The 16,626-nt window shown below is 38.4% G+C and carries 14 protein-coding genes; 8 read left to right on the forward strand and 6 right to left on the reverse strand.

Annotation, left to right across the window (positions count from 1 at the left end; translation table 11 throughout):
• Positions 1 to 132: 132 nt before the first annotated feature.
• Positions 133 to 435: a DUF1496 domain-containing protein gene (locus GQR56_RS17605; RefSeq protein ID WP_024611776.1), complete on the forward strand. Its 303-nt coding sequence runs from the start codon at positions 133 to 135 to the stop codon at positions 433 to 435.
• Positions 436 to 489: 54 nt separating this feature from the next.
• Positions 490 to 798 (forward strand): VF530 family protein, encoded by a 309-nt coding sequence (locus GQR56_RS17610; protein ID WP_166113915.1) that lies wholly within the window; start codon positions 490 to 492, stop codon positions 796 to 798.
• A gap of 66 nt (positions 799 to 864) precedes the next feature.
• Here the strand turns inward: GQR56_RS17610 and GQR56_RS17615 are convergent, their stop codons facing one another.
• Positions 865 to 2,484: a diacylglycerol kinase family protein gene (locus GQR56_RS17615; RefSeq protein ID WP_166113918.1), complete on the reverse strand. Its 1,620-nt coding sequence runs from the start codon at positions 2,482 to 2,484 to the stop codon at positions 865 to 867.
• 362 nt (positions 2,485 to 2,846) lie between these two features.
• On the opposite strand from GQR56_RS17615, the gene GQR56_RS17620 reads away from it, so the two are divergent.
• The 6 genes from GQR56_RS17620 to GQR56_RS17645 all read left to right on the forward strand — a co-directional run bounded on the left by GQR56_RS17620 (position 2,847) and on the right by GQR56_RS17645 (position 8,473).
• On the forward strand, positions 2,847 to 3,371 hold the full coding sequence (locus tag GQR56_RS17620; RefSeq protein ID WP_024611773.1) for a sigma-70 family RNA polymerase sigma factor: 525 nt from the start codon (positions 2,847 to 2,849) through the stop codon (positions 3,369 to 3,371).
• Positions 3,368 to 4,051: an anti-sigma factor gene (locus tag GQR56_RS17625; RefSeq protein ID WP_024611772.1), complete on the forward strand. Its 684-nt coding sequence runs from the start codon at positions 3,368 to 3,370 to the stop codon at positions 4,049 to 4,051. Before GQR56_RS17620 ends, GQR56_RS17625 begins: the two co-directional genes overlap by 4 nt.
• A gap of 130 nt (positions 4,052 to 4,181) precedes the next feature.
• A complete protein-coding gene (locus GQR56_RS17630; RefSeq protein ID WP_166113921.1) occupies positions 4,182 to 5,774 on the forward strand; it encodes a DUF4331 domain-containing protein in 1,593 nt (530 codons plus the stop codon).
• An 11-nt stretch (positions 5,775 to 5,785) separates the two neighbouring features.
• A complete protein-coding gene (locus GQR56_RS17635; RefSeq protein ID WP_024611770.1) occupies positions 5,786 to 6,289 on the forward strand; it encodes an Ig-like domain-containing protein in 504 nt (167 codons plus the stop codon).
• Positions 6,290 to 6,341: 52 nt separating this feature from the next.
• Positions 6,342 to 7,376: a tetratricopeptide repeat protein gene (locus GQR56_RS17640; protein WP_166113924.1), complete on the forward strand. Its 1,035-nt coding sequence runs from the start codon at positions 6,342 to 6,344 to the stop codon at positions 7,374 to 7,376.
• Positions 7,373 to 8,473 (forward strand): HupE/UreJ family protein, encoded by a 1,101-nt coding sequence (locus GQR56_RS17645; protein ID WP_166113927.1) that lies wholly within the window; start codon positions 7,373 to 7,375, stop codon positions 8,471 to 8,473. The genes GQR56_RS17640 and GQR56_RS17645 overlap by 4 nt, the downstream gene beginning before the upstream one ends.
• A 62-nt stretch (positions 8,474 to 8,535) precedes the next feature.
• On the opposite strand, the gene GQR56_RS17650 is transcribed toward GQR56_RS17645, so the two are convergent.
• The 5 genes from GQR56_RS17650 to GQR56_RS17670 all read right to left on the reverse strand — a co-directional run bounded on the left by GQR56_RS17650 (position 8,536) and on the right by GQR56_RS17670 (position 16,618).
• A complete protein-coding gene (locus GQR56_RS17650) occupies positions 8,536 to 9,150 on the reverse strand; it encodes a TetR/AcrR family transcriptional regulator (RefSeq protein WP_024611767.1) in 615 nt (204 codons plus the stop codon).
• A gap of 158 nt (positions 9,151 to 9,308) precedes the next feature.
• Entirely contained in the window at positions 9,309 to 10,724 is a 1,416-nt protein-coding gene (locus tag GQR56_RS17655; protein ID WP_166113930.1) for an efflux transporter outer membrane subunit, read from the reverse strand.
• A complete protein-coding gene (locus GQR56_RS17660; protein WP_166113933.1) occupies positions 10,721 to 13,855 on the reverse strand; it encodes an efflux RND transporter permease subunit in 3,135 nt (1,044 codons plus the stop codon). The genes GQR56_RS17655 and GQR56_RS17660 overlap by 4 nt, the downstream gene beginning before the upstream one ends.
• 12 nt (positions 13,856 to 13,867) lie before the next feature.
• A complete protein-coding gene (locus GQR56_RS17665) occupies positions 13,868 to 15,037 on the reverse strand; it encodes an efflux RND transporter periplasmic adaptor subunit (RefSeq protein WP_024611765.1) in 1,170 nt (389 codons plus the stop codon).
• 273 nt (positions 15,038 to 15,310) lie between these two features.
• Positions 15,311 to 16,618 carry a hemolysin family protein gene (locus GQR56_RS17670; RefSeq protein WP_166113936.1) on the reverse strand — a complete coding sequence of 436 codons (1,308 nt, stop codon included), beginning with the start codon at positions 16,616 to 16,618 and terminating at the stop codon, positions 15,311 to 15,313.
• Positions 16,619 to 16,626 lie beyond the last annotated feature (8 nt).

The raw sequence follows: 16,626 nt of genomic DNA on the forward strand, positions 1-16,626 counted from the left end.
TTTGACTTAGCCCACTAGGTTACAAATCTCGCGCCGCGATTAAATAGCCCCTAGTTTGAACAAATTTTAATCCGCAAAGATCAACAGACCCTAGTGTATTATTTTTAAAATCGCGAAAATTTAAGGTGAGAAATGCGCAATTTATATATTCTATGTTTTTGTTTTAGTTGCTTAACATTCACAATGCTTAGCCATGCAGGTTCTAATAAAACGCTTTCGGTGGTGGATGCAGAGCAATTTATTAGTCTCGATTCTAGTTGCTGGTACGATAATAAACGCTACACCGAGGGAGCTTTAATACAAGTACACTCTTTTACATTACTTTGTGGTGCAAAAAACCCACAACAAAATAACAGTCAGTTAATCTGGCTTAAAATAGATAAACAAGGCAATGCTATTTACCCGTCGCAGCCTAAAAAAATCACAGTGAATTAGCCTCTATGCGTGAAATAAGCTACAATGCGCATAGTTTAAATAAGCAGTGCAGCTATGAATAATCAACCTAAAAACCCTTTACATGGGGTAACGTTAGAACAAATACTTGTTGAGTTAGAACAGCGACTTGGCTGGAGAACACTCGGTGAGCAAGTGAAAATAAAATGCTTTACTGATGCGCCAAGCATTAAGTCGAGTTTAAAATTTTTACGCAAAACACCATGGGCACGCGATAAAGTAGAAGCTCTCTACATTCATACTATAAATAACAAACCTATTCGCAGACCAAGAAGTGCGCCTAGAGAAACGTCAAATCAAGCACCTGATACAACAGGATTTGTTTGGCCTTCTATTAAAAAATAATTTATAAAGTGATGTATAACCGTGTTATACATCACTTTATACTTTAGCCCCCTCTTACATACCTTTTTATACCTCTTTGCAAATTACATTTAGTGATGCCGGCTCTATGGTAATAACTAACTTGTCAGCTGTTTTAACTTCCCCATCAACTACATACTTAATTGTATTTTCGCCCGTAATTTCGACTTTTTTAGCATTGGTATGATGAGAATTAATTGCTAAATGTGTTTGTGTAATACTGCTAAACATCAGCTCTGCAATACTTAATACCGTTGTAGAGTTTTCGTCATTAGGGGTTAGCCAGCTTATATCAAGTAAACCATCACTGTGGTCGGGTTGCCCACCGCCTTGTGCTAACAATGTAGTAAAAGGTGCGGCATTGGCTACAATAAAGCTATTTGTGCAGATTTCTCGTGGTTCATTATTATCGAGTTTAACGTTAAGTATTTGCGATTTTTGTTCGCTAAATGATTGTAAAAAACCATTGATATAAGCAAGCTGACCTAATTTATTTTTAGACTCTCGGTCTGCTTTTTCTATCATTGATTGCTCAAAACCAATACCCGTTAGTAACAACATAAGTTCATTATTACAGTAAGCGGTGTCTATAAGGCTGGTTTGCCCATCAATAATTAAATCACATGCTTGTTCCACAGGAATAAATTTAGAGCTAATTCCCATTAATACATGAGCAAGTGCATTAGCAGTCCCTAAGGGGATAATACCTAGCTTACAAGATGTATTAACTAATACACTAGCCACTTCTGCAACGGTGCCATCACCACCACAAGCAATAACAATGTCTGGGTTGTGCTTCATAGCTTGCTCAGCTAAAGCCGTACCATTAACTTGTGTTGATGTAGTTAAAACCGTTAAATCATAATAAGCTGATAAACGAGCAATAATTATGTGCTCTTTATCTTGCCATATTTTTGTACCCGATACTGGGTTGGCAATTAAAAATGCTTTGTTTTTAATTATTAACTCACCTTTTTTATGACGCTTAGCAAGGTGACGTAATTGGCGCTTATTCAAATTAGCTGTTTGGCGAGTTTCTTTTATTTGAGCGAGTACTTCATGTACATCTGCATTTTTATTTTGGCTTAGTAAGTAAGCAGCCATAACAAAAACAGAACGCCCTCGGCCTAAAGCACAGTGTATAACAACACGACGGTCTTTTTTAATATGATGGTGTATCCAGTTAATAGCCTGATTTAGCTGTGAGTGCGAAGGTATACTGTGATCAAGCACAGGGATATTTAAATACTTTATATTTTCTTGCGTAGAACTCCACTCTAACCCATCAAATTCGCAAGTTACATCTAAAATTGCCGTAATACCGTTACTTTTTAATGTATCTATATCTGAAGGAAATAACCGACAAGCTAAAAACAAGTGCTTATTAATTTGTTGAATGGGCGGCACTTTGTCATGTTTACGTGCCCACGCATTATATATTTGCACGCCAAACAAAAATGGTACGAATGCCCAACGTATATAAAAAGGAATTACACCGTTTTCACGCTTTCTAAATATTTTGGCTATATTAAAAATATAAGCAGCACTAACAAGCGTAAGTGATAGAGCGGTCCAGTAAAAAACAATCGAAAAATAAACTGAGTTTACTTCCCAGCCTGTCAATATAAGTAACAACGCTAGTATTAAATAACTAATTGCAGCCCACATACTGTCTCCTTTAATGGTGTATTACCGTTATTATTTTTGCTTATTTAAACGGTTGAATTTTTAACGTTGCAAATAACGCGCCATATAAAAGTTTAAGGCGCAACACGCTAAAAACATAAGCTATTAATTTAAAAGACTATTTCATAACTAAAAATTCACTTAATAACACTGAATTAAAGTTATGTGCTTTTTACATTGTAATAAGTCAAATATTCCCATTACTATATATTTACAAAAATGATCTTTATTTACTTGTTGTAACGTATAGTTTAGTTGATTCAAATATCTGCTTCACATTATTTTGCATCCAAACTTCACCTTTATACGTTTACTTAATGACAACAAGAAAAAACAGGAACCTTATGGATAATGATGAATTACTACCACTTTTGTGCGCAACAGCACAAGGAGACAAGCATGCTTTTTCAAATCTTTACCAACAAACGAACGGTAAATTGTTCGCTATAACATTAAATATGCTAACAAACAGAGCTCATGCAGAAGAAGTATTACAGGATGCTTTTATAAAAATTTGGCATAATGCCTCAGAATATAATTCATCTAAAGGTACGGTTATTAGTTGGATGATTAGTATTGTTAGATACAGAAGCCTTGATGCACTTCGCTACAATAAAGTACGAAAAGAGCAATCAATGGGTGATGACGATTATAACGAGCAAGCTATTGATGTAACTTACGATGAAGAAACTAAGCTCGTAGAATGTATCGAGCAATTAGATTCACAACAAAAACAAGCTATTCACTTAGCGTATTACAAAGGACTAAGTCATAGCGAATTAGTTGATCATATTGATACGCCCCTGGGCACAGTTAAAAGCTGGATCAGGCGCGGGCTTATGCAGCTACAAAGGTGCTTAACATTATGAATTATAACAAACCTGAACTATTAGATGCGCTTGCTGGCCAATATGTGCTTGGTACACTAAGAGGGCTAGCCCGAAAACGCTTTCAACGCTTGCTACTTACTTCTCATCAAGCGCGCGAAGCGATTTCGATGTGGGAACAAAATTTAAATAATTTAGCGAGCTCTATTACTGCGCAAACACCTAGCGATGATGTATGGCAACAAATTATACAGCGCATTGAAAACCAGCCGCAGCAAAGTAAAAAAGTAATACACACCAAACCATCACTTTGGAGAACATGGTCTTTTGTAGCAACGGCTGCGTGTATTGTTTTAGCCTTTTTAGTAATACAACCGGCTACTAAAATTGAAAATACGCAACAAATTGCGTTAGTTCAAAATCAAGATAAACAATCACTTTGGTTTATAGATGTAAATGAACAAGCACTTTCAATAAAAGCAAGCAGCCAGCTAGTTGCTCAAACAAATAAAGACTATGAGCTTTGGATGATACTTAAAGGTCAAGATACTCCTATTTCTCTTGGTTTATTGCCCAAACAAGGCGGTAAAATATTACTAAAAGATAAACGCTTTAATGCCAGTAATATTACTCTGCTAGCGGTAAGCTTAGAGCCTATTGGCGGCTCGCCTAATGGTTTACCTACCGAAGTGTTGTATACAACTGAGTTAATCCTTTTATAACTTTTTATTGGCTACTTTTAAAAGTAGCCAATTTTTAACAAAATATAAAATAATTTAACTTTTTTGCATCCAATTTAAAACCTGCCCCGTTATTACTCATGACTTCAATCAAAAACTAAAGGACAAAGTCATGAAAGCTTTAACTCCATCAATACTTGCAGTAGTAATATGCAGTACATTTGCTAGTGCACCAAGCGAGGCGTCAAGCCACAGAGAAGCACCAAATATTAGTCGCTTCCCGACTTTAGACTCTACAGATTTTTATATTTTTAATAGTTATGAACAAGGTCGTGACGATTTCGTTACATTAATTGCTAACTACATCCCATTACAAGATGCATACGGTGGTCCAAATTATTTTGCAATGGACCCAGACGCAACATACAACATTCACATTGATAACGACGGCGATGCAGTTGAAGACATTACATTTGCGTTTAACTTTGAAAGCATGCTGCCAAACGATAATCAAGGCGTACAATTAACAGTAGGTCCTGAGGGTAACCAACGTACGGTATCTGTTCCACTTAAAAATGTAGGCGGTGTGTCAGCAGGTAATGACAGTGCGGCTAACTTTAGTGAATCTTACACTGTAAGTATGATTAACGGTCCTCAAAAAACAGGAAACAGCGTTCAGCTTAACAATACAACAACAAGCTCTACCACGTTCAAAAAACCACTGGATTATATTGGTAACAAAACATTTACATCAATGGAAAATTACCAAACGTACGCTGATCAATTTATGTATCAAGTTTCAATTCCTAACTGTGACTCAATGGCAAGAGTATTTGTTGGACAACGTAAAGACCCATTCGTAGTAAATTTAGGCAAAACATTTGATTTGGTAAATTATGTACCAGTTGAAGGCGATAGTGCTCCAGGTGCTGGCGATGGCGGTGGCTTTCCAGGTGGTATTACACAATCTGCTGACAACGATGATTTAGCTGATAAAAACATAACCTCTATCGCTATCGAAATTCCTAAAAGTTGTGTTGTAGGTGAAGGAAATGGTGTAATTGGTTCGTGGACAACAGCGAGCTTACCACAAGCACGCATTTTAAATCCTAATGCTAAATTTGCTAACAACGCTGTTAACGGCGGCGCATTAACACAAGTTTCTCGTTTAGGTAATCCACTTGTAAACGAACTTGTAATTGGTATTAAAGACAAAGATACATTTTCTACAGCTCATCCAAAAGATGACGCACAATTTTTAGATTATGTTTCTCATCCTGCTTTACCTGAACTATTAAATATTTTATTTAAAGATGCTGTTAACACAACACTTGGCGCTAATTTAGAAACACTTGCACCAACAAACTTCCCACGCACAGATTTAATTACCGCATTTTTAACAGGCTTTGCAGGCGTTAACCAACAAGCTACGGTAACACCTTCAGAAATGTTGCGATTAAACACTGCTATTGCAGCCACAGCGCAAGCTGATCAATCAACATTTGGTGTAGCCGGAAACGACTTAGCTGGCTTTCCAAACGGTCGTCGCCCTGGTGATGACGTAGTTGATATTGCGCTACGCGTTGTAATGGGACGTTTATGTCATCCTATTCCTGTAGGTGGAGAAGATACTGATTTAGGTCTTTGTACACCAGAGGATGCTAATGTAGGGACTGTACCATTTACCGATGGTGCACCTGTAAATGCATCTATGATGGATGCTAGCTTCCCATATCTTGCAACACCACTTGCGGGTTCTAAATAAGGATCACGATAATGCGTAATTTAAAAGCTTCACATGCGTGTTTACTTGTTAGTTTTTTAGTAATAAGTGGATGTAGTGATGATGATAAAAAATCATCACCCGCTGTAAATTCAGCACCAACAACAAGTAATGTCGCACTTACAACGCAAACTGAGGTTGCTATTAATGACATGCTAGTAGCTGATGACGTAGATGGCGATGCACTAACCTATAGCTTAACGTCAAACTCTACGCTTGGCAGCACTGTTGTAAATGCAGACGGTAGTTATACTTATACGCCAAATAAAGAAGCAACTGGCGCTGATAGTTTTGTATTTAGCGTATCAGATGGCGTTAATGAACAAGTAAGCGCTAGCGTTAATATTACAATTGAAGCATTGCAAGTAGACTTTGCTCAATTTGCAACAGATGCATTTAATCAAGGTCCTAATGCAGAGCCTCTTTCAGTAAATGGTCGTGTTTTTACAAACGCAGATACTGATGTTGATGACTTGCTTTCTACAAATAATAACTAATCAGTAAATATTAAGCTGACAGGCCATGGATGGCTTTTTTAAGGATATTAAAATGCACCTACCCAGCATTAAATCAGTTAAATTAACAACCGCACTTATTGCGACTTTATTTTCATGTAATGCTTTTACAAAGCCTTATATTCCGAGTGACGATAGCGTTGTAGCATCTAGTAGCTCTGTAATTACAGCTAAACTCTCCCTTGATGAAATAAATTCGTTCGTGGTTAACAGCCAATATGTAGGACAAACGGAGCGCTTACAAGGCATGCTTAAAACACGTTTAGCTACATTGTATAAGCAAAACCCAACACCTCAAGTTGGCTATTTATATGCACGCGTATTACAAAAAGAACACCTATTTAACGAAGCTATAAACGTAGCCAATCAAGTATTAGCAATTGAGCCTAATCACAGCAATAGCCACTTACTACTTGCAAACATTTACATGACTAAAGGTCGGTTTATTGAAGCAAAACAACAATGCGTGGCATTAATCGGATTAGTAAGTATAACAACTACGAGTACATGTGTATTAGATGTACAAAGTCAGCACGATGACCTTTTACAAAGCTATCAATCTTTAAAAAAGATAACTCAAAATAAAGATATAAGCCTAGCAACTACACACGTGCTGAGTGAAATGAGCTACCGCTTAAATAACTATGATGATGCACAAGCATATCTTCAAAATATAGATTTAAGCAAAGCCCCTGTTAGCCTTATTGTTTTATGGGCAGATATTCAGCTTGAACTAAATAACACACAAAGCATTTTAAATACCTTAGGTGACTTACTCACCGATAATAATAATTTAGAAGATGCTATTTTACTGAGACTTGCCATTGCAGAAAAAAAACTAAATAATTCTGATAAAAAATGGCAAACTATGATGAAAAGCCGTGTTGATTTACGTGAGTTACGCCAAGATACTTTTCATGCCAGCGATTTAGCAAAATATTACATTGCAGTGCAGCCTAATGGTCAAAAAGCATTATATTGGGCAAATATTAATTGGCAACAAGCAAAAATGAGCGCAGACGAGCAATTAATTATTCAAGCTAAAGCGATGCAACGAGACACTCTATGAGAACTTTTTTCTTATTAATTATTACCTCAATACTTTTTTTTTACTCAGCAAGTAGTTTTTCTCATCAGTTAAGTACCAGTTATATAACGCTTAACAACGACACTAATAAAAATCAATACATCGGTGATTGGCAAGTTAACATTGCCGATTTAGAACAAATAGTCCCGCTCGATCTAGATCAAAACGGACAAATATCGTGGGCAGAAATTAAAGCAAAACGCAGCTCAATCAACCAATTTATTAGCGCTAGTTTAACGCTATCACAAACTGAGCAGGTATGTGCTTTATCGAGTGAAGCAACGTACCAATTAGATAATCACTTTAATCAGCCCTATTTAGTGATCCCACTTTTATTTAATTGCGATAGCAATAATTCAGTCACGCTTAATTACAGTGCTTTTTTTAAAACCGATGCAAATCACAAAGCAATTGTGAATATAAACAATGTATCGCGTGTATTTAATATTAACGATGCAAAGCAAACGTTTAGTGTTACTCAGTCAAGCTATTTAAGCACCTTTAGTCAGTATGTGTATCAAGGCGTTATACATATTTTAATTGGTGTTGATCATATTTTATTTTTAATTGCCCTGTTGCTGCCATGCGTACTTACTCGTACACAAAAGCAGTGGCAAGGTATTACATCAAAAAAACAAATAATTAAGCACACGGCTTGGATAGTTACCGCATTTACGCTTGCGCATTCTATTACGCTCACCGCGACGGCATTAAACCTTGTGTCACCAAATAGTCGCTGGGTAGAACTCGGTATTGCAATATCTGTACTTTTTGCCGCGCTAAATAATGTATGGCCCGTAGTACTTCGTCTGGGTTGGCTCACGTTCGCATTTGGTTTATTACATGGAATGGGATTTGCCAGTGTATTAGGCGAGCTTGGGTTATCTAGCGATTATCAATTACTAAGTATTCTTGCATTTAACTTAGGGGTTGAGTTTGGTCAGCTTAGTATTTTACTTGTTGCCTTGCCGCTATTGATTTGGGTAAGAAATTACGATTGGTATAAAAAATGGTTAATGCCAATAGGCTCAATTGCAATTGCACTTATTGCTTTGCAGTGGTCTATAGAGCGATTTTAAAACCTGTGCTCATTAAAGTAAAACTAGCCAAGTTTATTGGCTAGTTTTTAGATTTACTTTTATTAGCGCTCAAATGGCATAAGTAAGGTTTTCATTGCTGGGCGAAGCGCTATTAATACAGTTTCTTCTGTAAGCTCTGGGTAAAGTACCTTTCTAAGTAATAACCCTGCCATTACAGAAAAAATAACATTAATACGACTATCTAACTCCGCTTCATCAATGTCTTTAATAACACTGCTTTCACTAATAAGAAGCTGGCGCATTCTGTTACGTGCTTGCGTATCGGCATCTCGCAATAAAGACGCTACTTTAAAGTTTCTGCCTGCTTCAGCCATCATGTCTAAATCAACAACGCATGCACCTGTGTCCATGTGTCTTTTAACGCCAATATTTAAACCATCTAATAAAACCGTCAAAATATCGCCTGGTTGATCTTCAAACTCTTGAAATATAGAAAACATCTCTTCCATGTCTTTTTCTATAATACTTTCAATAATTGCTTCTTTGCTTTCGAAGTAATTATAAATATGCCCAGCGCTCATGCCTGCTGTTCTTGATATTTCAGCCATACCTGCACCATGGTAACCTTTACGGCGAAAGCAATCAGCTGCAGCGCAAAGAACTTGCTCTCTTCGCGCCTGTGCAAGTGCTGGGTCTGTGTGTCTTTTGGTTTTCATACGAAACTCCATTACCAAACCAATCGGTTCGACAAAAGGTGTTTTAATGGTAAGTCATATACAAATATAAGTGTATTCAACGCGCTAACTTACACCAGCTATTTAGACCTACTACTGTATTAAATGGCTATACATATAATTAAGTACAGCCATTTATATTACTTAGCTTGGCTAGTTTTAACGTTTTGATCCCAGCCACCACCAACTACTTTGTACAGGCTAATTTTACTAGCGAGTAAAGCTTGTTGACCAACAATGTTCTGTTGCTGGGCGCTGTACCACGTTCTTTGAGCATCAAGTACTTGTAGGTAACTATCGGCACCGTTATCGTATCGTGCTTGCGATAAATCAAATGTTGATTGTCGGCTTTTTAGTAGCATATCAAGTGCATCTAATTGCTCTTGATACCCTTGCCTATCAGCTAATGCATCAGATACTTCACGAAAAGCTTGCTGAATTTTTTGCTGATACGTAACCAATGCAATTTCTTGATCTGCTTGTGCTACATCTAAACGAGCTTGGTTTCGACCCATATTAAAAATAGGTAAACTCACCGATGGCACAAAGCTCCACGTACCAGAGCCTGCATCAAATAAATCACTTAAATCACTAGACGCTGTACCGGCATTAGCCGTTAGACTAATACTTGGATAAAAAGCAGCACGCGCAATACCAATATTGGCATTTGCAGCTAATAACAAGTGCTCAGCAGCTTTAATATCTGGTCGCTGAGTTAATAAGTCAGATGGCAAACCTACTGGTATAGCGGGTAAACTTAAAAGTGAATCCAATGATTTACTTGGCAATAAATCACTCGCCACTGGCTTACCTACTAACAAATCAAGCGCATTTTTGTCGCGCTGTAACAGGCGTTTATAGGTTGCAATATCAACTTTTGCAGTAGCCACTGTGCTTCTAAGTTGCTCAAGCGTAATTTTTGAAGCTGCACCTAAATCAAAACTTTTTTGAGTAAGCGACAGCGACTCTTGTTGAGACGTTAACGTATCTTGAGCTAATTTTAATAACTGCTGATCGGCAGCGTAATTTAGCCACGCATTAGCAAGTTCTGCTACTAGCGATACCTGCGTGCTGTATTGGCTAAGCTCAGTAGAGTATAAGTTTTGCAGAGCTTGCTTTGATTGGTTGCGTACTTTTCCCCAAATATCCAACTCGTACGACGTAATACCTACCGTAGCACTGTATTGAGAGCTAATAGCTGCATCGCCAGTACCCGACAAATCAGCCGGTAAACGCTGGCGCGTACCCGAACCATTAAAGTCTAATGACGGATACAATGCAGAGTCTTCAATTTGATATAAACCACGTACACGTTGCACATTAAGCACAGCAATTTGCATATCTTTATTGTACTCTAAGCTTTGCGTTATAAGTGATTGTAGTTTTTTATCACTAAAAAACTGCTGCCACTTTAAAGCCGCTTCTTGTGCTTGCCCAGCACCCGATGCATATGCATCAGGTACTGGTAAAGTGATATCTTTTTGCTCAGGTGCAAGTTGACAGCCACTTAATACAACAAGTGCTATAGCACTTAAAGTAAATGTTTTCACACTCATTCTGCACTCTCCTTAATAGGTTCTTTAGACTTACCAGGGAATACACGACGAACTAATACAAAAAACAACGGTACAAATACAACAACTAATATTGATGATGCGAGTGTGCCGCCAATAATAGAAATACCTAACGCATTTTGCGCACCAGAACCCGCACTTGAGGCTATAGCAAGTGGTATAACACCACAAATAAAGGCCATCGAAGTCATGAGTATTGGACGTAAACGTAAGCGAACTGCTTCAACTGCTGCATCTACTAATCCGAGCCCATCATCCATTTTATGAATCGCAAACTCTACAATCAGTATCGCATTTTTAGAGGCAAGACCAATGGTGGTTAATAAGCCTACTTGTAAGTAAATATCGTTAGATAATCCACCTGTTAACGCAGCCATAATTGCCCCAAATATACCCAGTGGCACAATCATCATTACCGCAAACGGTACCGACCAACTTTCATAAAGCGCGGCTAAACATAAAAATACAAACAACAGCGATAAGCCATATAGTAAAGGTGCTTGACCGCTACTTGAGCGCTCTTGGAATGAAATACCGGTCCACTCAGACGAAATACCATTAGGTAATTGTTTAACTAAACGCTCCATTTCATCCATTGCTTGACCTGTACTGTAACCCGGCGCTGCGCTACCTTGAATTTCCATTGCTGAAAAACCATTGTAACGCTCTAAACGTGGCGAACCATACGTCCAGTAGGCACTAGCAAACGCTGAAAACGGCACCATATCGCCATTATCATTGCGCACATACCACTTATTTAGATCCTCAGGCACCATGCGCGATTGTGCATCACCTTGCATATACACTTTTTTAACTCGACCACGGTCAATAAAGTCATTCACATAACTACTACCCCATGCTGTCGAAAGTGTACTGTTAATATCGTTTTGCGACACGCCAAGCGCTTCGGCTTTTGCCAAATCTGTATCAAGTTGTAGTTCTGGCATATCTTCTTGTCCATTTGGACGTACGCCCGCTAAAATTGGACTTTGGCTTGCTAAACCTAACAACTGATTTCGCGCAGCTAAAAGTGCATCATGCCCTAGGCCTACACGGTCTTGTAAAAAGATATTAAAACCATTAGCAGTACCCAGTTCAACAATTGCAGGTGGCGGAAAGGCAAAAACAAATGCTTCTTTTATAGTTGAGAAGTACCCCATTGCTTTACCTGCAACACCTTGTACCGATAAATCATCGCGTTGACGCTGATCCCAATGTTTAAGGTTAACAAAACCAATTGCAGAGTTTTGACCTGAACCTGCAAAACTAAATCCTGTTACAGTAAAGATACCGTTAACAGCCTCAGATTGCTCATTTAGGTAATGGTTCTCCATTTTTTTAACAACTTCTAGCGTTTGCTGTGTTGTAGAACCCGCTGGTAATGAAACTTGGTTAAATAAAATACCTTGGTCTTCGTCTGGTAAAAATGCCGTTGGTAAATGCGAAAATACATACACCATGCCACCCACTATCACCGCGTAAATAAGTAAATAACGCTTAGAGTGGTTGATCATTCGGCTAACAAAGCCTTGCGCACCGCTATTAGTTTTATCAAACCCACGGTTAAAACCAGTGAAAAACTTGCCAATAAATGACGTGTTATCATGAACATGGCTTGGTTTTAAAAGCGTTGCACACAATGCAGGTGTTAAAATAAGTGCCACCAATACCGACAAGCCCATTGCCGATACAAGCGTAATAGAAAACTGACGATAAATAATACCGGTAGAACCACTAAAAAATGCCATTGGGATAAATACCGCAGAAAGCACCATGGCAATACCTACCAGCGCGCCTTTAATTTCATCCATAGATTTTCGTGTTGCTTCAAGCGCCGAGAGCTTTTCCTCGGTCATTAAGCGCTCAACATTTTCTACAACAACGATTGCGTCATCTACTAATAAGCCTATGGCAAGCACCATCGCAAACATCGTTAGCGTATTTATTGAATAACCAAAGGTGTATAAAATACCAAACGTACCTAGTAAAACCACTGGCACTGCTATTGTCGGTATAAGCGTTGCCCTAAAGTTTTGTAGGAACAAATACATAACTACAAAAACAAGTACAACAGCTTCAATTAATGTATGAATAACTTTTTCGATAGATAACGATACAAACGGCGTTGTGTCGTAAGGTATAACAGCATCTAACCCCTCTGGAAAAAACGGTTTTAGCTCTTCAATTGCTTTTTTAACTCCAGCGGCAGTATCAAGTGCGTTAGCACCACTGGCTAATTTAATACCTAATCCTGATGCCGGTTGTCCATCGTAACGAGCAACAACGCGGTAGCTTTCACCGCCAAGCTCTACTCTAGCAACGTCCTCTAGACGTACAAAAGAGCCATCTGAATTGGTTTTAACTAATATTTGTTCAAATTGCTCTGGCGTTTGTAATCGACTTTGCGCAGTTACTGTTGCATTAAGTTGCTGACCATCAATGGCAGGCATACCGCCAAGTTGACCGGCAGATACTTGTGCATTTTGCGCACTAATTGATGCACTAATATCTGCAGGTGTAAGCTTATAATTTTGTAACTTTGCAGGGTCTAACCAAATACGCATCGCGTACTGAGAACCAAACAACTGCACTTCACCTACGCCTTCAACACGCGAGACAATATCTTGCACGTTTGATGAAACATAATCACCAATATCAATGTTATTCATGCTGCCATCTTTAGACACAAAAGCATAAACCATTAAAAAGTTACGTGCAGACTTTGCAACTACAACGCCTTGCCTTTGAACGGCTTCTGGTAATAGTGGAGTCGCTGTCGCTAGTTTATTTTGCACTTGAACTTGTGCAATATCAGGGTCAGTTTCAGCGCTAAACGAAAGTGTAAGCGTAGCAGAACCACTCGACTCAGAAGTAGATGACATATAAAGCAAGCCATCAAGTCCTTTCATTTTTTGCTCAATAACTTGCGTAACCGTATCCTCTAGTGTACGTGCAGATGCACCAGGGTACGTTGCAGTAATACTCACTGCAGGTGGTGCAATTGAAGGATACTGCGAAATAGGTAAACTCCTAATCGCCAAAATACCTGCAAGCATCACTACAATAGCGAGTACCCAAGCAAATATCGGTCTATCGATAAAAAATCGTGACATTAAAACTCTCCGTTATTGCGCTTGATCGGCTTTAGCAGACGATTGAATTTCAGATGGATTAACTGGTGCACCAGGGCGGATTTTTTGTAAACCTTCAACTATTAACTTATCGCCATCCATTAAGCCATCAGTAACAAGCCAATCAGAACCAATCGTTCTGTCTACTTTTAATACGCGGCTTTCTACTGTGTTGTCTTTGCTCACAACCATTGCTGTTGGTTCGCCTTTTGAATTACGGCTAACACCACGTTGCGGAGCTAAAATAGCACCCGCCTTAACACCTTCCACAATAGAAGCTCGGGCGTACATGCCTGGCAGTAATAATTTTTCTGGGTTTGAAAATTTAGCACGTAGTGTTACTGAGCCAGTACTTGGGTCAACAGTCACTTCAGAAAACTGCAATGTGCCTTTGTGAGGATAAATTGACCCATCTTCCATAGTGAGTTCAACATCAGTTTGACTCGCAGAATCAACCGTTAAATCGCCAGATGCAAGTGATTTTTTAAGCTTTGTAAGTTCGTTACTTGATTGTGTTAAATCGATATAAATTGGATCAAGCTGAGTAACGGTAGCAAGCGCTGTTGATTGGTTTGCGCTAACTAAAGCACCAACAGTTACGCTTGATTTACTAATTTGCCCACTGATTGGCGAAGACACATGGCTGTAATCAAGATTAATTTGCGCTGTTTGTAACTGCGCCTTAGCTGTTAACAATTCAGCTTTTGCTTGTTTGTATGCAGCATCAGCCTCGTCAAAATCTTGCTGACTTACCGCTTTTATTTTTAAAAGCTCGCTAAAACGAGATGCCTTGGCTTTACTACTTGAAATACTTGCCTGAGCCCGTGCAACACTTGCTTCACTTGCTGCTAAGTCTGCTTCAAATGTCGCAGGGTCTATTTGATACAGAGCCTGGCCTTGTTTAACCTCTTTACCTTCTACAAATAAACGAGATTGCACAATACCACTTACTTGTGGGCGAATTTCAGCAATTTGAAATGCACTGATACGACCAGGAAGTTCTTTTTTGAGAGTAAGCGCTTGGCTTTTTAATGTAATAACCCCTACTGGAACGGCTTTTGGTGCAGAAGCTTGCGACTGTTCAGCTGCCTGGTCGCAACCAGTTAAAGCAACAGAACCGACGAGGGCTGATAATACAAATAAAGCGATGCGGGAACGCTGCATGTCAAATACCTTTTAATTTAGAGTGAACGATCATTCTAAAGTAAAAGTGTTCAATAATGAATCTTAATACGACGAAATTTATAGAAACTTACACTCTAAAAAAACAATGTAAGTATTAGGTAGTGCACCATGTTAACCTGATGAAAATTAAATAATCTAGCTTATTAATAAAATAGCAGTAATGATTATTTACTAATTAAAAAACAAAAAGCCAAGCATAGCTTGGCCTTTAAATGTACCTATAGATAAATACTCTCACTTTAAAAGTGCAATTTACTCAGTTACAGGTGGTGACGTTATTGTAGGAGCTACTCGGGAAACAAGTAACTGCTCCACCCTAATTCCTTCTACATCAACAACCTCAAACTTAAACCCTGCATACGTAAAATGTTCGGCACGTTTAGGAATACGTTTCATGGTATAAATTAAAAAACCAGCAACCGTTTCGTAATGCATTTGCTGTGGAAACTCTTCTATATCTAATACTTTAGCTAAATCAGTAATAGGTGTTAAACCATCCACCAGCCAAGAGTCCATGTCGCGCTCAATTATTAGCTCATCACCTTGATGGGTAATTAAATCCCCCATAAAGCCTTTCATTAAATCTTTAACCGTAACAATACCGACCGATAAAGCATATTCATTAACCACAACGGCAAATGGTTTTGCTGCACTTTTAAATGCATTTAACGCCTCAGATAAGCTCAGTGTTTCTGGAAGGTAAAAAACATCCTTATCAATAAGCTCATCATTTATATTTGCTACATCACCTTTAAGCACTTGCCTTAAAATATCTTTAGATTCTACTGAGCCATGTAATTTATCTAAGTTTCCTGATACCACTAAAAAGTGATTATGAGGATGGTCAATAATTTTAGTCGCAATATCATGGCTGCTTTCGTTTAAATCAAAATACACAATTTGGTCGCGAGGCGTCATTACACTCGATAAAAATCGGGCTTCTAGGTCAAACACATTACCAATGAGTTCGTATTCTTGTTTTTGTAAGCTGCCATATGCAGCACCTGCGTCCATCATTGCTACAATATCTTCCGTTGTTACATTGTCTTCTCGCTCAGCCGGTACTTTAAATAAACGCAGTACAAAGTTTGTTACGCCGTTAAAAAACATAACCAGCGGCGTTAATGCAAAGGTAACCCAGCGCATTATTGTCACCACTCTAACTGCTACCGCTTCAGGCATGATCATCGCTAAGCGTTTTGGCATTAAATCGGCAAACAATATAAATAAAGAAGTAATAGTAAAAAACGAGAATAAAAAGCTAATTTTTTCTAAATGCGCGCCTTGATAAAAAAGTACTAATATACTTTCAACATAAGGAGATAGTGCCTGCTCGCCTACAATACCGCCCAGTATAGCAATTGCATTGAGTGCTATTTGAATCATGGCAAAAAAAGCACCCGGATTCTCTTGCAGTTTTAATACCGCAGCCGCTTTTATATTGCCTTCATCTGCCATTACTCGCAGCTTTATTTTTCGTGACGCTGCAATTGCTATTTCCGACATAGCAAACAACGCACTGATCAAGATCAATAAGCTAATCCCGATTAAATCACCCATTTAACGCT

It is taken from the genome of Pseudoalteromonas sp. Z9A5 (assembly GCF_011378875.1).
In the GTDB taxonomy this organism is placed as follows: Bacteria; Pseudomonadota; Gammaproteobacteria; order Enterobacterales; family Alteromonadaceae; genus Pseudoalteromonas.